Origin of the sequence: Pseudomonas sp. NBRC 111140, assembly GCF_001320885.1 — a bacterium.
Lineage (GTDB): Bacteria > Pseudomonadota > Gammaproteobacteria > Pseudomonadales > Pseudomonadaceae > Aquipseudomonas > Aquipseudomonas putida_P.
In genome coordinates, this window is the sequence record NZ_BCBQ01000003.1 from 65,175 (window position 1) to 90,940 (window position 25,766).

Consider the following 25,766-nt stretch of genomic DNA (forward strand, 5'->3'; position numbering starts at 1 on the left):
GCATGCGTTTGCGAGCAGTACTCTTCGACATGGACGGCACCTTGCTCGACACGGCGCCGGACTTCATCGCCATTTGCCAGGCCATGCTCGCCGAGCGCGGCCTGCCGGCCGTTGACGACAACCTGATCCGCGGCGTGATCTCTGGCGGCGCGCGCGCCATGGTTGCCGCCACGTTTGCCATGGACCCGGAAACCGAAGGCTTCGAGGCCCTGCGCCTGGAGTTCCTCGAGCGCTACCAACGCGACTGCGCGGTACACAGCAAACTGTTCGATGGCATGGCCGAGCTGCTGGCCGACATCGAAAAAGGCAACCTGCTGTGGGGCGTGGTCACCAACAAGCCGGTACGCTTCGCCGAGCCGATCATGCAGCAACTGGGCCTGGCCGAACGCTCGGCACTGCTGATCTGCCCGGACCACGTGAAAAACAGCAAACCCGACCCCGAACCGCTGATCCTGGCCTGCAAAACCTTGAACCTGGACCCGGCCAGCGTGCTGTTCGTCGGCGACGACCTGCGCGACATCGAGTCTGGCCGCGACGCTGGCACCCGCACGGCGGCGGTGCGCTACGGCTATATTCATCCAGAGGACAACCCGAACAACTGGGGCGCCGACGTGGTGGTGGACCACCCGCTGGAGCTGCGCAAAGTGATCGACAGCGCGCTGTGCGGCTGCTGAACTAGAGACAGGGAATACACAATGTTCGACTACACCGCCCGCCCCGACCTGCTGCAAGGCCGGGTCATTCTGGTGACCGGCGCCGGCCGTGGCATTGGTGCTGCTGCTGCCAAGGCCTATGCCGCACTGGGTGCCACCGTGCTGCTGCTGGGCAAGACCGAGGCCAACCTGAACGAGGTCTACGACCAGATCGAAGCCGCCGGGCACCCACAGCCGGTGGTCATCCCGTTCAACCTGGAAACCGCCCTGCCCCACCAGTACGACGAGCTGGCGGTCATGATCGAAGACCAGTTCGGCCGCCTCGACGGCCTGCTGAACAATGCCTCGATCATCGGCCCGCGCACGCCGCTGGAGCAGCTGTCGGGCGACAACTTCATGCGTGTGATGCACATCAACGTCGATGCCACCTTCATGCTCACCAGCACCTTGCTGCCACTGCTGAAGCTGTCGGAAGACGCCTCGGTGGTGTTCACCAGCAGCAGCGTCGGGCGCAAGGGCCGGGCTTACTGGGGCGCCTACGGCGTGTCGAAGTTCGCCACCGAGGGCCTGATGCAGACTCTGGCCGACGAACTGGAAGGCGTGGCGCCGGTGCGCTCCAACAGCATCAACCCGGGCGCCACGCGTACGGCGATGCGGGCTCAGGCTTACCCCAGCGAGAACCCGCAGAACAACCCGCTGCCGGAAGAGATCATGCCGGTGTATCTGTACCTGATGGGGCCGGACAGCAAAGCAGTCAACGGGCAAGCGCTCAACGCCCAGTAAGGCTTGAGATTGCCGGGGCTGCTGTGCAGCCCATCGCGACGCAAGGCCGCTCCTACAAGGGTACGCGATCTCTTGTAGGAGCGGCCTTGCGTCGCGATGGGCCGCGCAGCGGCCCCAAGGCCCTAACCCGCCGCCAACGCCGGGCGCATACGCCCCTGCTGGCGCCCTTCCAGCTGCATGCACCGTTCCAGGAACAGGTACATGCAGTCGTAACTCTTGCAAATCGCCCTGCGCAACTCGGTACGCAGCCCCAGCGTCGGGTTCTCACCGGCCAAGGTACAGATGATCTCCAGCGCCTCCCACGGGTGCGCATCGTCATACTGGGCGTGCATCTTCAGCCACTTCATCGCCCGCTTGCGCTGGTCTTCCGGGAAGCCTTGCGCGTAAGTATCGGTCGAGCACACCACCGCCGACCACTCGCCGGTCGCGCCTTCGATGGCATAGTTGGTCGCCGCCATGGAAATGGCCAGGTTCTCGGTGGCACACACCCGCCAGCACCAGTCGTTCAGGCCGTTCAGCTCGGGAGGCACTTCCTGCGCCTGCAATTCGTGCAGGTGCACGCCGTGCGCCTGGCACCAGTTTACCCAGTAGTCGGCATGGTTCAACTCGACGCGAATGTTGCGCATCAGCCAACGCCGGGCCATGTCCTCGCCCTGGTGCCGGCCGTAGCGGGTCTTGGTCAGGTTATGCGCCATGTACAGCGAAAACTGCTCCACCACCGGCCAGCCACCGATCAAGTACTGACGGATGGTCGATTGTTTCAGCTGGCCATCGCGCAGACGCGCATAGAACTCATGCTCCACCACCCGACGCTTGCTCTCGCGGCAGTCTTCAATCAGTTGCTGGGCCCATTGGGGGTAACTGGCAGGGTCCATCAAAGGCCCGATACGTACGAATGCATCAATCACTTTCAGCTCCTTGATCCTTGTGATTTCTAGCTAGCGAAACGTGCCAGGTGCCCGCTGCAACAGAGGCCGGGCGGCGATCCGTTGGCGCTGCAGACTGTCACAGGTGAACACCTGGGGGCGTTCGATCAGGTAGCCCTGGGCGTAATCCACGCCAATTTCCTGCAAGGCCTGCTCGATCAAGGGTGTTTCGACGAACTCGGCAATGGTGCGCTTACCCATCACATGGCCGATATGGTTGATGACCTCGACCATGGCCCGGTTGACCGGGTCGTCGAGCATGTCCTTGACGAAACTGCCGTCAATCTTCAGGTAATCCACGGGCAAATGCTTGAGATAGGCGAACGAGGACATGCCAGCGCAGAAATCATCGAGCGAAAAGCGGCAACCCAGCCCCTTCAACTCGTTGATGAAACGGATGGCGCTGCCCAGGTTGGCGATGGCACTGGTTTCGGTAATTTCAAAGCAGATCATTCGCGGCGGGATGGCGTACTCGACGAACAACCGCTGCAGGTATTCGAGAAACTTGTCGTCGCCGATGCTCGACCCCGACAGGTTGATCGCACAGATCGACAACGGCCCTTCGCGCCCTTCGTCCAGGCACTGGCGTATGACCAGAAACACATTGCGCACCACCCAACGGTCAAGCGCGGTCATCAGGCCGTAGCGTTCGGCCGCCGGGATAAAGCTGCTGGGCAGGATGGTACGGCCGCTTTCGTCGTGCAGGCGCAGCAGAATCTCGATGTGCCCCGGGCCTTCGAAGCTTTTCAGCGGGGCGATTTCCTGGGCATACAGGCAGAAGCGGTTTTCTTCCAAAGCCACATGCAAGCGCTGGATCCAGGCCATTTCGCCGAAGCGCATGGACAGTTCGCTGTCATCGGCATGGTACACCTGCACACGGTTGCGCCCCTTCTCCTTGGCCATGTAGCACGCCATGTCGGCAGCGCGCAGCGAAGCCTCCAGCGTGCCCGGGGCCTGGGCCATGTGCACCAGCCCGATGCTGACCGTGGTGACGAACGGCCGCCCTTTCCACACGAAGTGCAGGCTCTGCACCATCTGGCGCAATTGCTCGGCGATGCGCTCGGCCTGATCGGGCGGGCAGTTTTCCAGCAACACGCCAAATTCGTCGCCACCCAGCCGCGCCAAGGTATCGCCTTCGCGCAGGCCGGACTGCAGTACGGCGCAAATGTGCCGCAACAGCTCATCGCCAGCGGCATGGCCGCAAGTGTCGTTGACCAGCTTGAACTGGTCGAGGTCGAGGAACATCAGCGAGTGCCGCCCGGCCTGGCGCGCCAGGCCGTTGAGCGCCTGCTCCAGGCGGTATTCGAACTCGCGGCGGTTGGCCAGCCCGGTCAGCGCATCGTGGGTGGCCTGCCAGGACAGGTTGGCGATGTACTGCCGCTCCTGGGTCATGTCGTGCAGCACCAGTACGATACCGCTGACCTGGCCGTCACTGACGATAGGCGAACCGACCAGGTTGATTGACACGGTGCTGCCGTCCAGCCGCTGAATCAACCTGGCGTGTTCCGCGCCGCCCTTGAGGCTGCCACTGAGCACCTGCTCGACCAGGCTGCGACCCTCCTCCTCGGCCTGTTCGTCAACCAGGCTGAACATTGCCGACAGCGGCAGGCCCAGCGCCTGGCTGGCTTGCCAGTGAGTCAATTGCTCGGCGGCCGGGTTCATGTAGCCGATACTGCCCTCCACATCGGTGGTGATCACCGCATCACCGATGGCTTGCAACGTGATCTGCGCCCGCTCTTTTTCTTCCTGCAGGGCGCTGGCAAATGCCTGGCGCTGAGCCAGCAGCTTGCTGGATCGGCGCCAGGCAATGGTAATCAGCACCATTGCCGTCAGCAGGTTGGTGATCAGCAGCACCCGCAGCAACATGCGCGAGCCTTCGCCCAAGGCATCGCTGAACGCTTTGGCCGCAGGCGTGACCCCTTCGTTGATGGTGACGATACGCGCCTTCCAGTCGCTGACCGTGCCGGCATCAACCGGGCCACTGCTCAAGCGCTGGCGCATCTCGCCAGCCAGCACATCCAGCTTGGCCAGGTAATCGTCGCCGACATCCCAGTAGTCGATGGCCGTCTGCATGTAGCTGACGTTGCGGAAATTGCGGTAGAACCAGATGATCCGCTCGACATCGTCAGGGTGGTTGCCCCCTTGCAGCACTGCCTGGCGCGCGGCCTCCAGATCAGGGTTGGGGCGGTCGAGCACCTCGCGCAACTGATGGTCGCCCTGAGGTACGGTAATGGCCTGGCGATAACGCTGGTAGGTGCTGTCGTCGCGTGTTTCAGCGTACAGGTTGAGGTAGTAGATGGCGTCTTTCTGCGCCTTGGACCACAGGCTTTCGCCCGCGACATACGCGCGCACGGCCGAGAGCGTATAAAGGCTGAGGCTGCCCAACGCCACCTGGAGGACCACAACGGCGATGAAGGGCCAGGTGATACCGAGCAACTTTGGCGCTTCTAGAGTGCGATGTCCCTTCATGGAGTCCCTGTCACAGAGCAGATAAGGCGCAAATCAACCCAGACAAGCACAGCGTAGGCCATTTGCCATCGTTGTGGAGGGGATTTTTATGACAGGGAATCGGGGGATTTGTACATCCTGAAATTCAGCTCTGCTGCAGGTGCCCATACAGCTTGGCATACAACCCGCCTTCGGCAATCAGCTGCTGGTGGTCGCCATCTTCAGCCACATGCCCACTATCGAACACCAGTACTCGATCAGCCTGCTTCACCGCCGAAAGCCGGTGGGCGATGATCAGCGTGGTGCGGCCGCTGAGGAAGCGCGCCAGGGCCTGATGCAGGTTGTACTCGGTGGCGGCATCCAGGGCCGATGTGGCCTCGTCGAGGATAACCACCTTGGGCTCGGCCAGCACCATGCGGGCAATCGCCAGGCGCTGCCGCTGGCCGCCAGACAAGCGCACCCCAGAACGCCCCAGCACACTGTCCAGGCCCTGGGGCAAGGCAGCGATGGTGGCATCCAGTTGAGCAATGTGCAGCGCCTGCCAGCAGGCATCGTCACTGCAATCACGGCCCATGGTCAGGTTGGCACGCACGCTGTCGTTGAACAGTGACGGGTGCTGCAACACCACCGCGACGTTCTCGCGCAGGGTTTCAAGGCCGATTTCCTGCAAGCTGGCCCCGCCGAAGCGGATGGTTCCGGCCTGGGCGCTGTAAAGGCCCAACAGCAGTTGCACCAGGGTGCTCTTGCCGCCGCCGCTGGCACCGACAATCGCCACCTTCTCACCCGGGGCAATCGACAGGTCGAGATGCTCCAGCACCGGCTCGTCGGCATAGGCAAAGCGCAGGTCGCGCACTTCGATACCCACGGTCTGGCGACCGGCGAACGGGTCGCTGGCGGCGGGGTACTGCGGCTCGTCGTCACGCGCCAGCAGCTCGTTGAGGCGGCTCAGCGCACCACCGGCGGCGTAATAGGCATATTGCAGGTTGAGCAGTTGCTCCACCGGGCCGATCATGAACCACAGGTAGCTGAACACCGCCAGCATCTGGCCGATCGACAAGTCTGAAAACAACACGGTAAGCATCGCCGCGGCGCGGAAGATGTCGATGCCGAACTGGAACAGCAGGCCACTGGCACGGCCACTGGCGTCGCTTTTCCATTGAGAGTCCACGGCGTAGTCGCGCACCTCACGGGCACGCAAGCCCAACCGGCCAAGGAAATAGCCCTGGCGGTTGCCCGCGCGGATTTCCTGGATGGCATCGAGGGTTTCCGCCAGTGCCTGGGTAAAGCGCGCGGTGCTGTCGTTTTCGAGCTTTTTCAGGTGTTTTACCCGCTTGCCCAACTGCACGGTGAAGTAGATCACCAGCGGGTTGAACAGCAAGATCAGCAAGGCCAGTTGCCAGTGCATCCAGATCAGGATGGCTGCCGTGCCGGTCAGGGTCAGCATGGCCACCAGGAAGCGGCTGAGGGTTTCGCCGACGAACTTGTCGAGGGTGTCCAGGTCGGTGACCAGGTGGGTGGTCACCGTGCCGCTGCCCAGGCTTTCGTATTCCTTCAGCGAAATACGCTTGAGCCGCTCGATCAGGCGAATGCGCAGGCGGTAGACGATATCCTTGGCCAAGCCGGCGAACAGCTTGGCCTGAATCACGTTGAACGCCAGCGCAGCCAGGCGCAGGCACAGGGTGAGTGCCAGCATCAGGCCAATGTAGCCGGCGGCCACCTGCCAGCTGGACGGCAGCAGGTGGTTCATCCACTTCAACGCGGCATCACCATGGCCGAGCAGCACCTCATCCACCAGCAACGGCAGCAGCAGCGGAATGGGCACACTGCAGCATGCCGCCAGCACAGCGATGAGGTTGGCAGACCAGAGGTTTTTCTTGTGATGCAGGGCCAGGCGGCGGATTTCCGCCCAGCTCAGTCGATCGGCCGCACTGTATGGCTTGCCCGGCACCGGGTCGGGTGACCCAGGCACATCAAGCACAGGCAGCCTGCTGCAGCCAACGGCCGAGCAAGGGTTGCAGGCGCTCCAGCGGCTGATAGCCGTTGGTCAGCAAGGCCAGTTGGCCGTTGCGCTCGGCCAACAGGGTCGGGAAGCCGGCGATACCCAGGTCCTGCGCCCAGGCGAAGTCGGCCGCTGTGGCAGCACGGGTGTCGGCACGGGCGAAGGTTTCGGCGAACACGGCACGGTCGAAGCCGGCCTGTTCAGCCAGCTCGACCAGCTGTGGCGCGGTGGTCACATCCATGCCTTGCTCGTAGAACGCACGCTGGATCAGCGCCAGCAGCGGCCAGACGCGCTCGGCGTCCAGCTCACGGGCTGTGACCAGAGCACGGCAGGCCGGCTCGGTGTCGTAGACGAAGCCGTCGGGCATGGCACCCTCGAAGCGGAACGGCTGGCCGGTAGCCTCAGCCACCGCCTGCCAGTGTTCGAGGATGTACTTGCGGGTGGAGCTGTCCAAGGCGCTGCCGCCGGTACGCAGCCCACCCGGCACCAGACGGGTGGCAACGCCTGCCTCACGCGCCTGGGCGATCAGGGCCGCGGCCACTGGCGCGAAACCCCAGCACCAGGAGCACATCGGGTCCATCACATAGATCAGGCGTGCAGACATGCATCAGGCCTCGGCTTTGTAGTTGTAACCGATCGGGTGCGGCAGGTTGCGGGCCTTGGCCAGCTCGATCTGCTTCTGCCGGTCGATGGCACTGCGCCGGGTCTTTTCGCTCAGGGTGTCCCAGCAATGCGGGCAGCTGACACCTGGCGAATAGTGCTCGGACGCACGCTCCTGTGCATTGATCGGGTGGCGGCAGGCGTGGCACTGGTCGTACTCGCCTTCGCTCAGGTCATGGCGCACCGTGACGCGGTTGTCGAAGACGAAGCAGTCGCCGTCCCACAGGCTTTCTTCCTGAGGCACTTCCTCGAAGTATTTCAGGATGCCGCCCTTAAGATGATAGACCGCATCAAAGCCTTCACCGAGCATGTAGCTGGAGGCTTTTTCACAGCGGATGCCACCGGTGCAGAACATGGCCACTTTCTTGTGCTTGCTCGGGTCGAAGTTGGCCTTGATGTACTCCGGGAATTCACGGAAGGTTTCGGTCTTCGGGTCGATGGCGCCCTTGAAAGTACCGATGGCCACTTCGTAGTCGTTACGGGTGTCGATCAGCAGCACTTCCGGGTCGCTGATCAAGGCGTTCCAGTCCTTGGGCTCGACATAGGTGCCGACTGCCTGGTTGGGGTCTACGCCCGGCACGCCGAGGGTGACGATTTCTTTCTTGAGCTTGACCTTGGTGCGGTAGAAGGGCTGTTCGTCGCAGTACGACTCTTTATGGTCGACATCGACCAGGCGCGGATCGTTGCGCAGCCAGGCCAGCAGGCCGTCGATGCCTTCGCGGGTGGCCGACACGGTGCCGTTGATGCCCTCGTGGGCCAGCAGCAGGGTGCCTTTGACGTTGTTGTCGAGCATGGCTTGCAGCAGCGGCTCGCGCAGCTCGATGTAGTCTTCCAGGGTGACGAACTTGTACAGCGCCGCGACGACGATGGCTTGGGACATGAAGCAGATTCTCCAGGTGGTTGCCCTCGTAAGGGGCGGACCGGATTGACAAATAAAAACGCGCCGACAAGCGGCGCGTTGCGAATTCTACCAGAACGACAAAAAGGTTTCAGTGCCCGCCGCCCGCACACACCGGCGAGGCCGGTGCAACGCCGACCTTGACCCACTCTTCGGCGGTGTAGGTGTGGATAGCCAGGGCGTGGATCTCACCCATCAGCTCACCCATGGTGGCATAGACCTTCTGGTGGCGCTTGACGCTGTTCAACCCGGCAAACTGCTCGCTGACGATCACTGCTTTGTAGTGGGTCTCCTGACCACGACTGTGCATGTGGCTTTCGTTGAGCACTTGCAGGTGTTGCGGCGCCAGCGTGGCCAACTGCTGTTCGATACGCTGTTGCATGGTCATTGCGGCGTACTCACTTCTTCGCAGGGGCGGCGGCCTTGCCTGCGTTCGGGTCCAGTTCCTTGGTCATGTCTTCCAGCAGCTTGTTCACCACCGGCACTGCTGGTTCCAGGCTCTGTTGGGTCAGCTGCGCCGACTGCTGGGTAACCTTGGGCATTTCACGCAGCACTTTCTTGCCCAGTGGCGATTCATAGAACTTGACCAGGTCCTTGAGCTCCTGCTCGGTGAAGGTCTGGGTGTACAGGTCGACCATCTTCGGCTTCAGCTTGTTCCAGCCGATGGCGTTGTCCAGTGCCGCGTTGGCCTTGGCCTGGTAGCTTTCCAGTACCGGCTGTTTGGCGGCCGGGGCCTTGGTCTGGGCGAAACGCTGGGCGAACATTTGCTGTACTTGCATGTACACCGGGGTGCCCAGCTTGTCGGCGTTGGCCAGGGTCAGGAATTTCTCGGCAGCAGCGTTGTGGCTGGCGGTGGCAGCGAGTACCTGGCCGCTGGCGCAAACCAGGGCAACGGCGGCACAAAGGACACGGAGACGGGTCATTGCATTTCCTTCAAAGAGACGGAGGCGGGTACCTCAGAGTAGAGCATTCTGCGCCGTGGTGGCGATGTGCTCAAGTGGCACGACGAGCGACGGAACCGCTCGGTCGAATCAGGGCCTAAACTGCGATTTCGAACTACACAGGAGTGAGTACAGAATGAGCCGTATCGAGACAGACAGCCTGGGCCCGGTCGAAGTTCCGGAGGACGCCTACTGGGGTGCGCAGACCCAGCGTTCGCTGATCAACTTCGCCATTGGCAAGGAACGCATGCCCCTCGCGGTGCTGCACGCCCTGGCACTGATCAAGAAGGCCGCGGCGCGCGTCAACGACCGCAATGGCGACCTGCCGGCCGACATCGCCCGGTTGATCGAACAGGCCGCCGATGAAGTGCTGGATGGCAAGCACGATGACCAGTTCCCGCTCGTCGTCTGGCAAACAGGCAGCGGCACCCAGAGCAACATGAACGTCAACGAGGTTATTGCCGGGCGCGCCAACGAGCTGGCCGGCAAAGGCCGTGGCGGCAAGGCGCCAGTACACCCCAACGACCACGTCAACCGCTCGCAAAGCTCCAACGACTGCTTCCCCACGGCCATGCACATTGCTGCTGCGCAGGCAGTGCATGAACAGCTGCTGCCAGCGATCGCCGAGCTGTCGTCAGGGCTGGCCGAGTTGTCGGCGCGCCACCACAAGCTGGTGAAAACCGGCCGCACGCACATGATGGACGCCACACCGATCACCTTCGGCCAGGAGGTTTCGGCCTTCGTCGCGCAACTCGACTACGCCCAGCGCGCCATCCGCGCCACCCTGCCGGCGGTGTGTGAACTGGCCCAGGGCGGTACCGCCGTGGGTACCGGGCTCAACGCCCCGCATGGTTTTGCCGAAGCCATCGCTGCCGAGTTGGCGGCGGAGTCCGGGCTGCCATTCGTCACCGCGCCCAACAAGTTTGCCGCCCTCGCTGGCCACGAACCGCTGACCAGCCTGGCCGGGGCCCTGAAGACCCTGGCTGTAGCCCTGATGAAAATCGCCAACGACCTGCGCCTGCTGGGCTCTGGCCCGCGCGCGGGGCTGGCCGAGGTGCGCCTGCCGGCCAACGAGCCGGGCAGTTCGATCATGCCGGGCAAGGTCAACCCGACCCAGTGCGAGGCACTGTCGATGCTGGCCTGCCAGGTGCTGGGCAATGACGCGGCGATTGGTTTTGCCGCCAGCCAGGGGCATTTGCAGTTGAACGTGTTCAAGCCGGTAATCATTCATAACCTGCTGCAATCGGTCGAATTGCTGGCCGATGGTTGCCGCAATTTCCAGCTGCATTGCGTGGCGGGTATCGAACCGGATGCCCAGCAGATGGCTGCGCACCTGGAACGCGGGTTGATGCTGGTGACCGCGCTCAACCCGCACATTGGCTATGACAAGGCGGCGGAAATTGCCAAGAAGGCTTACAGCGAAGGCAAGACCTTGAGGGAGGCGGCTTTGGAGTTGAAGTATCTGACCAATGAGCAGTTCGACCAGTGGGTGCGGCCAGAGAACATGCTGGCCCCAGGGGGGCATGGCTAACTCGGCCAGCCGCTCATTACCCGGGCATTGTGGGAGCGCGTAGGCTTAATGAACCTGGGCCAATCGCGCTTTGCGGGCCCGCCACCCGGCCACCAGCGATGGCCCCAGCGCCACCACCGCCGAGCCGAACACCACGGTTACCGCTCCCACATAGCCCAGGGCATTGATGTCCTCGGCATGTACGTACGCTGGCCAAATCACCGCCGCCAGCGCCACCGCGACAAAGGTCACCAGCGGCGTCAGCGCCAGGGTGGCACTCACTCGCGACGCCTCCCAGTGCGCCAGCGCTTCGGCAAACGCGCCATAGGCCACCAGGGTATTCAGGCAACAGGCCAGCAGCAGCCAACCTTGCACTGGGGTCAGTTGCAGCGCTTCCAGCGGGTGCACCCAAGGCGTGAGCAGCGCGGCGCAACTGAGGTAGATCACCATCATTACCTGTTGCGAATGCCATACGGTCAGCAATTGCTTCTGGCTCAGGGCGTAGAACACCCAGATGCTGGTGGCCAGCAGGATAGTCAGCACCCCGGTGGTGTAGGTGCCCAGCGACGTCAGCAGTTCTTCCAGGCGCTGGTTGAAAAACAGCCCAAAACCCGCCAGCAGAATCAGCAGGCCCACGCCCTGCCCCAGGCTGAAGCGCTCGCGGAACACGAATACGCTGGCCACCAGTAACAGCACCGGGCCGATTTGCACCACCAGTTGCGCGGTGCCGGGGCTGAGCAGCTTGAGACCGATCAGGTACAGCACGTAGTTACCCATCAAGCCAAGCACGGCCAGCACCACCAGGCCTTTGCCCTTGGGCGTAAGTTTGCGCACGGACGGCAAGCGCCGCTGAGCCGCCAGCCAGGCGAACAGCAGGCCGCCGGAGACCGACAAGCGATACCAGGTGACGGTGATCGGGTCGACCACTTGCAGCACCTGCTTGAGCTTGATCGGCAAGATACCCCAGAGCAGCGCCGTCAGAAGCGCCAGGAACAGCCCATAGCCCCAGCGGCCGGAAGTGGTGTGCATAAAATCCTCGATCAAACCCGTGGTGGGGGTGATTGGATTCTACGGACTTGGAGGGCCGTGGCGGGAAAGCGTGCCGAGAAAAGAATTCATCAGGTCATTCTTCGGCGGCATGGCTTGGCAAATGTGATGCCTGTTCTGGCCTCTTCGCGGGTAAAAACGCGAAGAGGCCAGAACAGGCAACCAGGATCTTCGATTATTTCTTGTCCTTGGCAAACGCCGCTTCCAGCGCCTGGTTGATGGTGCGCAACACCTTCACCCGCGCCCAGCGCTTGTCATTGGCCTCCACCAGCGTCCACGGTGCAATCTCGCTGCTGGTGCGGTCGACCATGTCGCCCACTGCCTGGGTGTACTCGCCCCACTTGTCACGGTTGCGCCAGTCCTCCTCGGTGATCTTGTAGCGTTTGAATGGGATCTGCTCGCGCTCTTCGAAGCGCTCCAGCTGGGTTTGCTGGTCAATCGCCAGCCAGAACTTGACCACCACCACGCCGGCGTTCACCAACTGCTCTTCAAAGTCGTTGATCTCGCTGTACGCGCGCATCCAGTCGGCCGGGCTGCAAAAGCCTTCCACCCGCTCCACCAGCACCCGGCCATACCAGGAACGGTCGAAGATGGTGAACTTGCCACGCGCCGGTATATGCCGCCAGAACCGCCAAAGGTACGGCTGGGCGCGCTCTTCTTCGGTGGGTGCGGCAATCGGCACGATGCGGTACTGGCGCGGGTCCAACGCAGCCGCCACGCGGCGGATGGCACCGCCTTTGCCGGCGGCGTCGTTGCCTTCGAACACCGCCACCAGCGCGTGCCGGCGCATATGCTTGTCACGCAGCAGGCCTGCCAGGCGGGCCTGTTCGGTGACCAGCTGTTCCTGGTAGTCGGCCTTGTCCAGGCGCAAGGTCATGTCCAGGGCGCCAAGCAGGCTGCGGTCGTCGATGCTGCGGCCAAGCGGGGCCACGTTGCCCTGGTGCTTGCCCTTGGGGTTGTTGGCCAGGGCGGCTTGCAGGCTTTCCAGCAGGATGCGCCCCACCGCCAGGCTGCGATAATTCGGGTCGACCCCTTCGACGATATGCCACGGGGCATAGTCGCGGCTGGTGCGGCGCAGCACGCGCTCGCCAAAGCGCACGAACCGGTCGTAGGTTTCTGACTGCTGCCAGTCCAGCGGGCTGATCTTCCAGCTGTGCAGCGGGTCGTCCTTGAGCGATTTCAGCCGTGCCTTCATCTGCTTCTTGGACAGGTGGAACCAGAACTTGATGATCAGCGCACCTTCGTCACACAGCATCTGCTCCAGGCGCTCGGCGCCCATGATGGCCTGATCGAGCACGGCGTCCTTGAACACCCCATGCACCCGCCCCTGCAGCATCTGGCTGTACCAGTTGCCGAAGAACACGCCCATCCGCCCCTTCGGTGGCAAGGCCCGCCAGTAACGCCAGGCGGGTGGCCGGGCCAGTTCCTCGTCGGTCTGCTGGTCGAACGTGAGCACATCGATCATGCGCGGGTCCATCCACTCGTTGAGCAGTTTTACCGTCTCACCCTTGCCGGCGCCTTCGATGCCGTTGATCAGCACGATCACCGGGAAACGCGCCTGCTGCTTGAGTTCGTACTGGGCTTCGAGCAGGGCCTCGCGCAAAGCGGGCACCTCGGCGTCGTAAGCCTCCTTGTCGATGCTGTGGCCGATTTCGGCAGATTCGAACATGCACTGGCTCCTTCAATGGATAACCAAGACTAGCGGATTTCATCTCTGCCTGTACTGGCCTGTTCGAGAATGAACGCGCTCCCACAGCTGACCCGGATGACATAAAATCTCGCCATCCGCTGCAACCGAGCCAACCATGTCCACCCTCCTCCAGCACGCCCAGATCGACTGGGACGACCAGGGCCGCCCCCACTCGCGGCAATACGACGACGTCTATTTCGCGGTCAACGAAGGCATTGAAGAAACCAAGCACGTGTTCCTCGGCCAGACCCGCCTGGCCGAGCGCTTTGCCAACCTGGCGCCGCATACCTGCGGGGTGATCGGCGAAACCGGTTTTGGCACCGGGATGAATTTTTTCTGCGCCTGGCAGCTGTTCGACCAGCACGCTCACCGCGACGCGCGCCTGCACTTCGTCAGCGTCGAAAAGTACCCCCTTGGCCACGCTGACATGGCCCGCGCCGTAAGCCTGTGGCCTGAGCTAGCTGCCTATACCGAGCCGCTGCTGGAGCAATACGTGGCGGTACACCCAGGTTTTCAGCAGTTCACCTTCGCCAATGGCCGGGTCACCCTCACGCTGTTGATCGGCGATGTGCTGGAACAGCTGCCGCAACTCGATGCACAGATCGATGTGTGGTTCCTCGATGGCTTCGCCCCCGCCAAGAACCCCGACATGTGGACCCCAGAGCTGTTCGCGCAGCTGGCGCGGCTATCGCATCCGGGCACTGTGCTGGGCACGTTCACCACCACCGGCTGGGTACGCCGCAGCCTGGTCGAAGCTGGCTTCGCCATGAAGAAGGTGCCAGGCATCGGCAAGAAGTGGGAGGTGATGAGCGGCGCCTACGTCGGCCCCGTCCCCGGTCCCAAAGCCCCCTGGTACGCACGCCCAGCGGTTGCACAAGGGCCGCGCGAAGCGCTGGTGATCGGTGCCGGGCTCGCCGGCAGCACCACCGCTGCCAGCCTGGCCCGGCGTGGCTGGCAGGTCACCGTGCTGGAGCGCCACGAAGCTCCGGCCCAGGAAGCTTCGGGTAACCCGCAAGGGGTGCTGTACCTCAAGCTGTCTGCCCATGGCACCGCGCTGTCGCAGATGATTCTGTCCGGGTTCGGCTACACGCGGCGCCAGCTCCAGCGCTTGCAACGTGGCCAGGACTGGGATGCCTGCGGCGTGCTGCAGTTGGCCTTCGACGCCAAGGAGGCCGAACGCCAGGGCAAACTGGCCGCCGCCTTCGACCACGACTTGCTGCACGCGCTGGAGCGCGCCGAGGCCGAAGCCATCGCCGGGGTGGCCTTGCCAGCCGGTGGGTTGTTCTACCCCGAAGGGGGTTGGGTGCACCCGCCGGCGCTGTGCCAGCAGCAGTTGCAGCACCCAGGTATTCGCCTGCTGACCCACCAGGACGTCATCGAGCTGCGCAGCATTGGTCAACAATGGCAAGCCTGGGCTGGCGATCGCCTGCTGGCCAGCGCACCGGTGGTGGTCCTGGCCGGCGCTGCCGATGTGCGCCGTTTCGAGCCTTGCGCGCAGTTGCCGCTCAAGCGCATCCGTGGGCAGATCACCCGCTTGCCGGCCACCGCCAGCAGCCGGGCGCTGCGTACCGTAGTGTGCGCGGAAGGCTATGTGGCACCACCGCGCGGGGATGAACATACCCTGGGCGCGAGTTTTGATTTCCACAGCGAAGACCTTGCGCCGACGGTGGCCGAACACCAGGGCAACCTGGCGCTGCTGGACGAGATTTCCGTCGACCTGGCGCAGCGGCTGGGCGTGGCTGAACTGGACGCTGAACAGCTGCAGGGGCGTGCAGCGTTCCGTTGCACCAGCCCGGATTACTTGCCAATCGTCGGGCCGCTGGCCGACAGCCAGGCGTTTGCCGAGGCCTATGCGGTGCTGGGCCGGGATGCGCGGCAGGTGCCGGATGTGGCCTGCCCATGGCTGGGCGGGTTGTACGTGAACAGTGGGCATGGCTCGCGCGGGTTGATCACAGCGCCGTTGAGTGGCGAGCTGGTGGCGGCCTGGGTGTGCGGGGAACCGTTGCCGTTGCCCCGCGCGGTGGCAGAAGCTTGTCATCCGAACCGGTTCGCCTTGCGTAGGCTGATTCGGGGCAAGTGATAGCTCTCGGGGCGTAGTGCCCCCCAGGACTCAACGTCATATAACAGATTGTTCTAAAACTCTCGCAAAGCACACAGGTCAGTTCCTGAAGGTGCCCTAATCCGGGGCACCACCTCCCCAACGGAAAAACCGGTAAGGACTTATGTGCGGATTAGCAGGAGAGTTGCGTTTCACCCCTATCGACCAAGCCCCTCGCCCAGCCGACCTGGCTGCGGTAGAGCGCATCACCCATCACCTGGCGCCACGCGGCCCGGATGCGTGGGGCTTCCATAGCCAAGGCCCGATTGCCCTTGGCCACCGGCGCCTGAAAATCATGGACTTGTCCGATGGCTCGGCGCAGCCGATGGTCGACAACACCCTGGGCCTGTCACTGGCTTTCAACGGTGCCATCTACAACTTCCCCGAACTGCGCCAGGAACTGCAAGACCTGGGCTACAGCTTCTGGTCCGACGGCGATACCGAGGTGCTGCTCAAGGGCTACCACGCCTGGGGCGCGGCACTGCTGCCCAAGCTCAACGGCATGTTTGCCCTGGCCATCTGGGAGCGCGATAACCAGCGCCTGTTCCTGGCCCGCGACCGCCTCGGCGTGAAGCCCTTGTACCTGTCGCGCAACGGCGAGCGCCTGCGCTTTGCCTCTACCCTGCCGGCGCTGCTCAAGGGCGGCGACATCGACCCGATGCTCGACCCGGTGGCGCTCAACCACTACCTGAACTTCCACGCCGTGGTGCCAGCACCGCGCACCCTGCTGGCCAACGTGCAAAAGCTGGAACCCGGCACCTGGATGCGCATTGACCGGCATGGCGAAGTAGAGCGCCAGACCTGGTGGCAACTGCAATACGGCGCCAACCCGGACGAGCGCGATCTCGACCTGGAAGGCTGGACCACCCGCGTGCTCGACGCCACCCGTGACGCCGTGGCCATTCGCCAACGGGCTGCCGTCGACGTGGGTGTGTTGCTGTCCGGCGGGGTCGATTCCAGCCTGCTGGTGGGCCTGTTGCGCGAAGTGGGCGTGGACGACCTGTCGACCTTCTCCATCGGCTTCGAGGACGCCGGCGGCGAGCGCGGCGACGAGTTCCAGTATTCCGACCTGATCGCCAAGCACTACGGCACCCGCCATCACCAACTGCGCATTGCCGAACACGAAATCATCGACCAGTTGCCGGCCGCGTTCCGCGCCATGAGCGAGCCGATGGTCAGCCACGACTGCATCGCCTTCTACCTGCTGTCGCGGGAAGTGGCCAAGCACTGCAAAGGCGTGCAGAGCGGCCAGGGCGCGGACGAACTGTTCGCCGGTTACCACTGGTACCCGCAGGTGGCCGGCGCCGAGGATGCCTTTGCCGCCTACCGCGACGCCTTCTTCGACCGCAGCCATGCCGAGTACCGCGATACCGTACAGGCCCCTTGGCTGTTGGAAACCGACGCCGCCGGTGACTTCGTGCGCGAGCACTTCGCCCGCCCCGGCGCACGGGACGCGGTGGACAAGGCCTTGCGCCTGGACAGCACGGTGATGCTGGTCGACGACCCGGTCAAACGGGTGGACAACATGACCATGGCCTGGGGCCTCGAAGCACGCACGCCATTCCTCGACTACCGCCTGGTGGAACTGTCGGCACGCATCCCGGCGCGCTTCAAGCTGCCCGACGGCGGCAAGCAGGTGCTCAAGCAGGCAGCACGGCGGGTGATCCCGCACGAGGTAATCGACCGCAAAAAGGGCTACTTCCCGGTGCCGGGCCTGAAACACCTGGAAGGCGCCACCCTGGGCTGGGTGCGTGAGCTGCTGACCGACCCCAGCCAGGACCGTGGGCTGTTCAACCCAGCCATGCTCGACCGCCTGCTGAGCAACCCGCATGGCCAGCTGACGCCGCTGCGCGGCTCCAAGCTGTGGCAGCTGGCGGCGCTGAACCTGTGGCTGAGCGAACAAGGAATCTGACCGATGAAAACCCATGAAATCGCTTACGGGCAGCGCCTGCTGCGCGGCCAGGCGCCGTCCTATGAGCGCCTGCAGGCGCGCCTGGCCGGCGACGGCAGCCAGCCCCACGACCAGCCGCGAGCCGTGCACTGCGGCTGGGGCCGGCTGCTGATCGGCCACACCTACCCCGACCCGGTTTCGCTGGCCGAGGACTTGCTCGACGAATGCCCCGGCGAGCGCGATATCGCCCTGTACGTGGCCGCGCCCCAGCAATTGCTGGCCCAGGCCCCACAGCAGTTGTTCCTGGACCCGTCCGACACCTTGCGCCTGTGGTTCACCGACTACCGCCCGGCGCAGCGGGTGTTCCGCGGCTTCCGCGTGCGCCGGGCGCAGAACCCCGCCGACTGGCAGGCGATCAACACCCTGTACCAGGCACGCAGCATGCTGCCGGTGGACGCCGAACTACTGACCCCTCGGCACCTGGGCGGCCCGGTGTACTGGCTGGCCGAAGACGAAGACAGCGGCGCTGTGATCGGCAGCGTCATGGGCCTGAACCACGCCAAGGCGTTCGATGACCCTGAGCATGGCAGCAGCCTGTGGTGCCTGGCCGTGGACCCGCACTGCACCCGCCCAGGCGTGGGTGAGGTGCTGGTGCGCCACCTGATCGAGCACTTCATGAGCCGGGGCCTGGCCTACCTCGACCTGTCGGTGCTGCACGACAACCGCCAGGCCAAGCGCCTGTACCAGAAGCTGGGCTTTCGCAACCTGCCCACCTTTGCGGTCAAGCGCAAAAATGGCATCAACGAGCAGTTGTTCCTCGGGCCCGGGCCGCAAGCCGACCTTAACCCCTATGCCCGCATCATCGTCGACGAGGCGTTGCGCCGGGGCATCGAAGTACAGGTGGATGACGCCGCTGGCGGCCTGTTCACGCTGAGCCTGGGTGGGCGGCGCATTCGCTGCCGTGAATCGCTCAGCGACCTGACCAGTGCCGTGACCATGACCCTGTGCCAAGACAAGCGCCTGACCCAGCACGCCCTGCACAACGCTGGGCTGCAGGTGCCGGCGCAGCAACTGGCGGGCAATGCCGACGACAACCTGGCGTTTCTCGACGAGCATGGCGCAGTCGTGGTCAAGCCGGTCGACGGTGAGCAAGGCCAGGGCGTGGCGGTGAACCTGACCTGCATCGACGACATCACCCGGGCCGTGGCGCACGCCCGCCAGTTCGACAGCCGCGTGTTGCTGGAAAGCTTCCATGCCGGCTTCGACCTGCGCATCGTGGTGATCGGCTACGAAGTGGTGGCCGCCGCCATCCGTCACCCGGCGCAGGTGCTGGGCGATGGCAAGCACAGTGTGCGCCAGTTGATCGAGGCCCAGAGCCGCCGGCGCCAGGCCGCCACGGGTGGCGAAAGCCGCATCCCGCTGGACGACGAAACCGAGCGCACCTTGCGCGCGGCGGGCTTGGGCTATGACGACGTGCTGCCTGCCGGCCAGCGTCTGGCCGTGCGGCGCACCGCCAATCTGCACACCGGCGGCACCCTGGAAGACGTCACCGAGCGCCTGCACCCGGTACTGGCCGACGCTGCTGTGCGCGCTGCTCGGGCGCTGGAAATTCCGGTGGTGGGGCTGGACTTCATGGTGCGTGACGCCGGGCAGCCGGAGTACGTGATCATCGAGGCCAACGAACGTGCCGGCCTGGCCAACCATGAACCGCAGCCAACGGCCGAGCGCTTTATCGACTTGCTGTTTCCGCATAGCCGACCTTTGGCCTGACAACTGCTCGGCTTTTTGTAGGAGCGGCCTTGTGTCGCGAAAGGGCCGCAAAGCGGCCCCAGCAATCTAAGCAGCGAAGCTGAAATCCTGGGGGCGCTTCGCACCCCTTTCGCGACACAAGGCCGCTCCTACAAAGACCGCGCCACAGCCTGGAATATCAACCCGACCGGAGGCCTGGACATGTCCGAACGACTCCCCGAACCCGATCTCGACTACCTCAAACGTGTGCTCCTGGAAATGCTCGCCATCCCCAGCCCCACCGGGTTCACCGATACCATCGTGCGCTACGTTGCCGAACGCCTGGACGAACTGGGCATCCCCTTCGAGCTGACCCGCCGTGGCACCATCCGCGCCACCCTCAAGGGCCGGCAAACTTCACCCGACCGGGCCGTGTCCGCCCACCTCGACACCATCGGCGCCAGTGTGCGCCAGCTGCAGGACAACGGCCGCCTGGCCCTGGCGCCAGTGGGTTGCTGGTCCAGCCGCTTCGCCGAAGGCAGTCGCGTCAGCGTGTTCACCGATACCGGGGTGTTCCGCGGCAGCGTTCTGCCGCTGATGGCCAGCGGGCATGCCTTCAACACCGCCATCGACCAGATGCCTATCAGCTGGGATCATGTGGAAGTACGCCTGGACGCCTACTGCGCCACCCGCGCCGACTGCGAGGCACTGGGCGTGAGCATCGGTGACTTCGTGGCCTTCGACCCTTTGCCCGAGTTCACCGAAAGCGGCCACATCAGCGCCCGCCATCTGGACGACAAGGCTGGCGTAGCCGCATTGCTGGCAGCATTGAAGGCCGTGGTGGAAAGCGGCCGGCAACCTTTGATCGATTGCCACCCGCTGTTCACCATCACCGAAGAAACCGGCTCAGGGGCAGCCGGTGCCCTGCCTTGGGACGTCAGCGAGTTCGTCGGCATCGACATCGCCCCGGTGGCGCCCGGGCAGGCGTCCAGCGAGCATGCCGTGAGCGTGGCCATGCAGGACTCGTCGGGGCCTTACGACTACCACCTGTCCCGGCACCTGCTGAAACTGGCCGGCGACCAAGACTTGCCCGTGCGGCGTGACCTGTTCCGCTATTACTTCAGCGACGCCCATTCGGCCGTGACGGCGGGGCACGATATTCGCACTGCGCTGGTGGCGTTTGGCTGCGATGCCACCCATGGGTACGAGCGTACCCATATCGACAGCCTGGCAGCGCTGAGCCGGTTGTTGTCGGCGTACCTGTTGAGCCCACCGGTGTTCGCCAGCGATTCGCAACCGGCCAATGCGTCGCTTGAACGCTTCAGCCATCAGCTGGAGCATGATGCGCAGATGGAGAGCGATACGCGGGTGCCGACGGTGGATAGCCTGGTTGGCAATAAAGGCTGAAGGCCCTGGGGCTGTTATGCAGCCCCAAAACTCGAATGTTTCGCGTAGCATGGCCACACCTACTTCAGACACCACCCACCATGCTGATCCCCTACGAGCAACTGCAAGCCGAAACCCTGACCCGCCTGATCGAGGACTTCGTCACCCGCGACGGCACCGACAACGGCGACGACACCCCGCTGGAAACCCGTGTGCTGCGGGTGCGCCAGGCCCTGGCCAAAGGCCAGGCGTTCATCCTGTTCGACCCGGAAAGCCAGCAGTGCCAGTTGCTGGCCAAGCACGATGTGCCCCGTGAGCTGCTTGACTAGCAGCTCTTGCCTTGTTTGGCCTCCTGGATGCGCTTGTATACCTCGGCCCGATGCACCGGGACCTCGCGCGGCGCATCCACGCCAAAGCGCACCACCCCCTCACGGGTTTCCACCACCCTGATGCGAATATCATCGCCAATCACGATGGTCTCACCCACTTCGCGTCCTATTACCAGCATGGTCCGGTCCTCCACCGAAAGGGAAAACCGGAGCCTGCCGTGTCGGCATTCCCCTACTCAATAGTTCTGCAGTGAATCAGAAGAACCCTACTCCGCCAGGTAAAATCTCCTACAGATTATTCATCGCGCCTGGGCCTTGGTGCGCATTTTCACCGCCATTTCCGCCATCTCGTCATACAGCCGCTCGGGGGCCTGGCGCTTCAATTGCCAGGCTTGGCGCCCAGCTTCGTGGGGCAGTATCAGAAACTCACCCGCGGCGACCTGCTGATGGATGTAATCGGCAATGTCCGCCGCGCTGATCGGCGAGCCTTCCAACAGCTTGCCAACCTGCGCCTTCATCGCCGGGTTCGGCCCACGGAACGAGCCCAGCAGGTTGGTCTGGAAGAACGACGGGCACACCACATGCACGGCCACTTCCAGCTGGCGCAGCTCCACCAGCAGGCTCTCTGAGAGTGCCAGCACGCCGGCCTTGGCTACGTTGTAGTTGCTCATGCCCGGGCCCTGCATCAACGCGGCCATCGAGGCGACGTTGATGATACGCCCCTTGCTGCGCTCCAGCAGCGGCAGGAACGCCTTGCAGCCCTTGACCACGCCCATCAGGTTGACCGCGATCTGCCAGTCCCAGTCCTCAAGAGACAGCTCGGCGAAGAACCCGCCCGAAGCGACCCCGGCGTTGTTGACGATCACGTCGATGCCGCCGAACTGCTCGGTGCAGGCCTGGGCCAGTGCGGTGAGCTGGCTGTAGTCGCGTACGTCGCAACGCTGGACAAACCCTTCGCCGCCGGCTTCGCGCACCCGCTCCAGGGTTTCGCGCAGGCCGCTTTCGTTGACATCGGCCAGCGCCAGGCGCCAGCCCTCGCGCGCCCAGCGCAGGGCGATCTCGCGACCGAGGCCGGACCCGGCGCCAGTGATCATGATGCGGTTTTGCATGGTGGCTGGCCTTGTTTCAAGTGGTTGTGCCACGAGTCTAATCAAGGCCGAGTAGGCAGGCAGGGTTCATCAGGGTAGTGAATGGCCGGGCATGACCATGCGGTCAGTCCCGGCCCAGCCAGCGACGGGGCCAGTGCAGGCAGCACACAGATGGAATCTTTCACAAGCGGCACCGGTCCGAACATACAAGAGGCCAGCAGTCCGAGGCCCTTGACCCTCAACCACGCAAGGATTCTGTCATGACCACGATTCTGATCATCATCCTGATCCTCCTGCTGATTGGTGGCTTACCGGTCTTCCCGCACTCGCGCAGTTGGGGTTATGGCCCGTCGGGCATCGTTGGTGTGGTGCTGGTGATTCTGTTGGTGTTGTTGTTGCTTGGCATGATTTGACGCCACGCCTGGCGCAGGACCAAAACGACAACGCCCCGATTGACGGGGCGTTGTGTTCAAGCAAGAAGCGTTTTTTTAGTGGGACACTGCCCCACTGGCACCCAGGCCCGTCTGCGAACGCACGAACTGCGGGTAGAACAGCGCACGCTCGTCATCAGCAGCCTTGGACTTGTCGGTGACCGAGAAGAACCAGATGCTGACGAAGGCAATGGCCATCGAGAACAGCGCCGGGTACTCGTACGGGTAGATTGGCTTCTCGTGGCCGAGGATCTGCACCCAGATGGTCGGGCCGAGGATCATCAGCGTCACCGCACTCACCAGGCCCAGCCAGCCGCCGATCATGGCGCCACGGGTGGTCAGTTTCTTCCAGTACATCGAAAGCAACAGTACCGGGAAGTTGCAGCTGGCGGCGATGGAGAAGGCCAGGCCTACCATGAAGGCGATGTTCTGCTTCTCGAACAGGATGCCCAGGCCGATCGCCAGCACGCCCAGCGCGACGGTGGTGATCTTCGACACGCGGATCTCGTCCTTGTCGTTGGCCTTGCCCTTGCGCCAGACGCTGGCGTACAGGTCATGGGACACCGCCGAGGCACCGGCCAGGGTCAGGCCGGCAACCACCGCCAGGATGGTGGCGAAAGCCACCGCCGAGATGAAGCCGAGGAACACGCTGCCACCTACCGCATTGGCCAGGTGCACCGCTGCCATGTTGTTGCCACCCAACAGTGCGCCGGCGGCGTCTTTGAAGTCCGGGTTGGTGCTGACCAGCAGGATCGCGCCAAAGCCGATGATGAAGGTGAGGATGTAGAAGTAGCCGATGAAGCCGGTGGCGTACAGCACGCTCTTGCGCGCTTCCTTGGCATCGCTGACGGTGAAGAAGCGCATCAGGATATGCGGCAGGCCAGCGGTACCGAACATCAGAGCCAGGCCCAGCGAGAACGCCGAGATCGGGTCTTTGACCAGGCCGCCGGGGCTCATGATCGCCTCGCCCTTGGCATGCACCTTGATGGCTTCGGAGAACAGCGTGTTGAAGTCGAAGCCCACGTGCTTCATCACCATCAGCGCCATGAAGCTGGCACCGGACAGCAACAGCACAGCTTTGATGATCTGTACCCAGGTGGTGGCCAGCATGCCGCCGAACAGCACGTACAGGCACATCAGGATACCGACCAGGATGACCGCCACGTGGTAGTCCAGGCCGAACAGCAGCTCGATCAGCTTGCCGGCACCCACCATTTGCGCGATCAGGTAGAAGGCCACCACCACCAGCGAACCGGAGGCCGACAGGGTGCGGATTTCCTTCTGCCCGAGGCGGTACGAGGCCACGTCGGCAAAGGTGTACTTGCCCAGGTTGCGCAGGCGTTCGGCAATCAGGAAGAGGATGATTGGCCAGCCGACCAGGAAACCGATCGAGTAGATCAGGCCGTCGTAGCCAGAGGTGAACACCAACGCGGAAATACCCAGGAACGAGGCCGCCGACATGTAGTCGCCAGCAATCGCCAGGCCGTTCTGGAAGCCGGTGATCTTGCCGCCGGCCGCGTAGTAGTCCGCTGCCGACTTGTTGCGTTTGGAGGCCCAGTAAGTGATGCCGAGGGTGAAGGCGACGAAGGCCACGAACATGGCGATGGCGGAAACGTTCAGCGGTTGTTTCTGCACCTCGCCGGTCAGGGCATCGGCGGCCCACACGGCGGGTGCGAAGGCTCCGCAGGCCAGTACGGCCAGGGCTTTGGCGTGGCGAATCATTGTTGCGCCTCCTTCAGGATTTCCTTGTTCAGCTCATCGAATTCGCCGTTGGCGCGGCGTACGTAGATGGCGGTCAGGACGAATGCCGAAACGATCAGGCCGACGCCCAGGGGAATGCCCCAGGTAATCGACGACTCAGGGCTGAGCTTGGCGCCCAGTATGTGAGGACCGTAGGCGATCAGGAGGATGAAGGCGCAGTACAGGCCGAGCATGATCGCCGAGAGCACCCAGGCGAACCGTTCGCGTTTGGTAACCAGCTCCTTGAAACGGGGGCTGTTTTGTATCGAGAGGTAAATGCTGTCGTTCATTGTTTTTGTCCTAGCAGCACAGATAGGGGATGGAACCCACGCCCTTACTTTATGCGGCTATTGAACGCCAACCAGACGACCTTAGTCTTAGATGCAACGGTGTTTTACCGATTGCGTAACAAAGTGGCGGCCCTTTCGCGGGTAAACCCGCTCCCACAGGGATCACACAGGCGTTGAAACCTGCGCAGTACCTGTGGGAGCGGGTTTACCCGCGAAGAAGCAAAATTGGCAGTAACGGGTTGTTACTTGCCAGTCCACTCCTTCACACGATCAGGGTGCTTGGCCACCCAATCCTTGGCCGCGGCTTCAGGCTTGGCACCTTCCTGAATCGCCAGCATCACCTCGCCAATCTCGTCCTTGGACTGCCAGTTGAACTTCTTCAGGAACTCCGCCACTTCCGGAGCCTTGGTCGCCAGTTCCTTGCTGCCGATGCTGTTCACGGTTTCCGCCGCGCCATACACACCTTTCGGGTCTTCGAGGAACTTCAGCTTCCACTTGGCGAACATCCAGTGCGGAACCCAACCGGTCACCGCAATCGACTGCTGCTTGGCGTAGGCACGGCCCAGTTCCGCAGTCATCGCGGCGCCCGAGCTGGCCTGCAGCTTGTAGCCGGTCAGGTCGTAGTCCTTGATCGCCTGGTCGGTTTTCAGCATCACACCGGAGCCTGCGTCAATGCCGACGATCTTCTGCTTGAAGCTGCTATCGGTCTTGAGGTCGGCGATGCTCACCGCCTTGACGTACTCGGGGACGATCAGGCCGATCTTGGCATCCTTGAAGTTCGGGCCGTAGTCGACCACGTTGTCCTTGTTCTTGGTCCAGTACTCGCCATGGGTCACCGGCAGCCAGGCCGACAACATGGCATCGAGTTTACCGGTTGCCACGCCCTGCCACATGATCCCCGTGGCCACGGCCTGCAACTTCACGTCGTAGCCGAGCTTTTGCTTGATCACTTCGGCGGCCACGTTGGTGGTCGCCACGCTGTCGGCCCAACCATCCACGTAACCTATGCTTACTTCTTTAGCCATTGCCTGTGCAGCGCTCATGGCCATTACCAGGGCGGTGCCCACACCCAGGAAACGTCGCATTTTTTTCAAAGTCGCCATCAAAGCATCCCCTCGTCAGGTCTTGGAGATTGCATCATCTTCCTGCAACACAGGTCGACCTGATCCAGCTGCGACCTGCACCCGCCCCATATGCGACAGCACTGTGCCATTAGCGCCATCGGCCTAC

The 25,766-nt window shown here is 63.4% G+C and carries 23 protein-coding genes; 9 read left to right on the forward strand and 14 right to left on the reverse strand.

Features of this window, described 5'->3' with window-relative positions:
* Positions 1 to 2: 2 nt before the first annotated feature.
* Positions 3 to 674 (forward strand): N-acetylmuramic acid 6-phosphate phosphatase MupP, encoded by a 672-nt coding sequence (mupP, locus tag APH42_RS01720; protein ID WP_012271033.1) that lies wholly within the window; start codon positions 3 to 5, stop codon positions 672 to 674.
* Between the two features lie 21 nt (positions 675 to 695).
* On the forward strand, positions 696 to 1,436 hold the full coding sequence (locus APH42_RS01725; RefSeq protein WP_012271032.1) for a YciK family oxidoreductase: 741 nt from the start codon (positions 696 to 698) through the stop codon (positions 1,434 to 1,436).
* 122 nt (positions 1,437 to 1,558) lie between these two features.
* Here APH42_RS01725 and APH42_RS01730 read toward each other — a convergent pair whose 3' ends face one another.
* The 7 genes from APH42_RS01730 to APH42_RS01760 form a co-directional block, all read right to left on the reverse strand.
* Entirely contained in the window at positions 1,559 to 2,344 is a 786-nt protein-coding gene (locus APH42_RS01730) for a TenA family transcriptional regulator (RefSeq protein ID WP_012271031.1), read from the reverse strand.
* A 30-nt stretch (positions 2,345 to 2,374) separates the two neighbouring features.
* Entirely contained in the window at positions 2,375 to 4,831 is a 2,457-nt protein-coding gene (locus tag APH42_RS01735) for an EAL domain-containing protein (RefSeq protein WP_060492589.1), read from the reverse strand.
* A gap of 124 nt (positions 4,832 to 4,955) precedes the next feature.
* Positions 4,956 to 6,788: an ABC transporter ATP-binding protein gene (locus APH42_RS01740; RefSeq protein ID WP_012271029.1), complete on the reverse strand. Its 1,833-nt coding sequence runs from the start codon at positions 6,786 to 6,788 to the stop codon at positions 4,956 to 4,958.
* A complete protein-coding gene (locus APH42_RS01745; protein WP_012271028.1) occupies positions 6,781 to 7,413 on the reverse strand; it encodes a DsbA family protein in 633 nt (210 codons plus the stop codon). The genes APH42_RS01740 and APH42_RS01745 overlap by 8 nt, the downstream gene beginning before the upstream one ends.
* 3 nt (positions 7,414 to 7,416) lie before the next feature.
* Entirely contained in the window at positions 7,417 to 8,349 is a 933-nt protein-coding gene (locus APH42_RS01750) for a rhodanese-related sulfurtransferase (protein ID WP_012271027.1), read from the reverse strand.
* A gap of 109 nt (positions 8,350 to 8,458) precedes the next feature.
* The gene (locus tag APH42_RS01755; RefSeq protein WP_060492590.1) at positions 8,459 to 8,755 is read right to left on the reverse strand and encodes a BolA family transcriptional regulator; all 297 of its coding nucleotides are present in this window, start codon (positions 8,753 to 8,755) and stop codon (positions 8,459 to 8,461) included.
* Positions 8,756 to 8,765: 10 nt separating this feature from the next.
* On the reverse strand, positions 8,766 to 9,290 hold the full coding sequence (locus APH42_RS01760; RefSeq protein WP_003252642.1) for a DUF2059 domain-containing protein: 525 nt from the start codon (positions 9,288 to 9,290) through the stop codon (positions 8,766 to 8,768).
* A 154-nt stretch (positions 9,291 to 9,444) separates the two neighbouring features.
* On the opposite strand from APH42_RS01760, the gene APH42_RS01765 reads away from it, so the two are divergent.
* A complete protein-coding gene (locus APH42_RS01765) occupies positions 9,445 to 10,839 on the forward strand; it encodes a class II fumarate hydratase (RefSeq protein ID WP_060492591.1) in 1,395 nt (464 codons plus the stop codon).
* 45 nt (positions 10,840 to 10,884) lie between these two features.
* Here the strand turns inward: APH42_RS01765 and APH42_RS01770 are convergent, their stop codons facing one another.
* Positions 10,885 to 11,847 carry a DMT family transporter gene (locus APH42_RS01770; protein ID WP_012271024.1) on the reverse strand — a complete coding sequence of 321 codons (963 nt, stop codon included), beginning with the start codon at positions 11,845 to 11,847 and terminating at the stop codon, positions 10,885 to 10,887.
* A 193-nt stretch (positions 11,848 to 12,040) separates the two neighbouring features.
* Complete coding sequence (pap, locus tag APH42_RS01775; protein ID WP_012271023.1) at positions 12,041 to 13,534, reverse strand: polyphosphate:AMP phosphotransferase; 1,494 nt, start codon at positions 13,532 to 13,534, stop codon at positions 12,041 to 12,043.
* A 136-nt stretch (positions 13,535 to 13,670) separates the two neighbouring features.
* On the opposite strand from pap, the gene mnmC reads away from it, so the two are divergent.
* From mnmC to APH42_RS01800, 5 genes are all read left to right on the forward strand, one after another.
* Complete coding sequence (gene mnmC, locus APH42_RS01780) at positions 13,671 to 15,635, forward strand: bifunctional tRNA (5-methylaminomethyl-2-thiouridine)(34)-methyltransferase MnmD/FAD-dependent 5-carboxymethylaminomethyl-2-thiouridine(34) oxidoreductase MnmC (protein ID WP_060492592.1); 1,965 nt, start codon at positions 13,671 to 13,673, stop codon at positions 15,633 to 15,635.
* Between the two features lie 142 nt (positions 15,636 to 15,777).
* Complete coding sequence (locus tag APH42_RS01785; RefSeq protein ID WP_012271021.1) at positions 15,778 to 17,565, forward strand: N-acetylglutaminylglutamine amidotransferase; 1,788 nt, start codon at positions 15,778 to 15,780, stop codon at positions 17,563 to 17,565.
* Between the two features lie 3 nt (positions 17,566 to 17,568).
* A complete protein-coding gene (gene ngg, locus APH42_RS01790; protein ID WP_060492593.1) occupies positions 17,569 to 19,314 on the forward strand; it encodes an N-acetylglutaminylglutamine synthetase in 1,746 nt (581 codons plus the stop codon).
* Between the two features lie 180 nt (positions 19,315 to 19,494).
* Complete coding sequence (locus tag APH42_RS01795) at positions 19,495 to 20,679, forward strand: osmoprotectant NAGGN system M42 family peptidase (RefSeq protein ID WP_060492594.1); 1,185 nt, start codon at positions 19,495 to 19,497, stop codon at positions 20,677 to 20,679.
* Between the two features lie 80 nt (positions 20,680 to 20,759).
* Complete coding sequence (locus tag APH42_RS01800; RefSeq protein ID WP_009682864.1) at positions 20,760 to 20,987, forward strand: YheU family protein; 228 nt, start codon at positions 20,760 to 20,762, stop codon at positions 20,985 to 20,987.
* Here the strand turns inward: APH42_RS01800 and csrA are convergent.
* Both csrA and APH42_RS01810 read right to left on the reverse strand, forming a co-directional pair.
* Complete coding sequence (csrA, locus tag APH42_RS01805; protein WP_012271018.1) at positions 20,984 to 21,166, reverse strand: carbon storage regulator CsrA; 183 nt, start codon at positions 21,164 to 21,166, stop codon at positions 20,984 to 20,986. The two genes, APH42_RS01800 and csrA, sit on opposite strands and share 4 nt — an antisense overlap.
* Positions 21,167 to 21,286: 120 nt before the next feature.
* The gene (locus APH42_RS01810; protein WP_060492595.1) at positions 21,287 to 22,096 is read right to left on the reverse strand and encodes an SDR family oxidoreductase; all 810 of its coding nucleotides are present in this window, start codon (positions 22,094 to 22,096) and stop codon (positions 21,287 to 21,289) included.
* 239 nt (positions 22,097 to 22,335) lie between these two features.
* Here APH42_RS01810 and APH42_RS28960 point away from each other — a divergent pair, with 239 nt between their 5' ends.
* Positions 22,336 to 22,488, forward strand: coding sequence for a DUF3309 family protein (locus tag APH42_RS28960; RefSeq protein ID WP_012271016.1), 153 nt, complete (start codon positions 22,336 to 22,338; stop codon positions 22,486 to 22,488).
* A 75-nt stretch (positions 22,489 to 22,563) separates the two neighbouring features.
* Here the strand turns inward: APH42_RS28960 and APH42_RS01815 are convergent, their stop codons facing one another.
* The 3 genes from APH42_RS01815 to APH42_RS01825 form a co-directional block, all read right to left on the reverse strand.
* Positions 22,564 to 24,228, reverse strand: coding sequence for a cation acetate symporter (locus tag APH42_RS01815; protein WP_012271015.1), 1,665 nt, complete (start codon positions 24,226 to 24,228; stop codon positions 22,564 to 22,566).
* Positions 24,225 to 24,536 carry a DUF485 domain-containing protein gene (locus APH42_RS01820; RefSeq protein ID WP_012271014.1) on the reverse strand — a complete coding sequence of 104 codons (312 nt, stop codon included), beginning with the start codon at positions 24,534 to 24,536 and terminating at the stop codon, positions 24,225 to 24,227. The genes APH42_RS01815 and APH42_RS01820 overlap by 4 nt, the downstream gene beginning before the upstream one ends.
* 242 nt (positions 24,537 to 24,778) lie before the next feature.
* A complete protein-coding gene (locus APH42_RS01825; protein WP_012271013.1) occupies positions 24,779 to 25,639 on the reverse strand; it encodes a glycine betaine ABC transporter substrate-binding protein in 861 nt (286 codons plus the stop codon).
* Positions 25,640 to 25,766 lie beyond the last annotated feature (127 nt).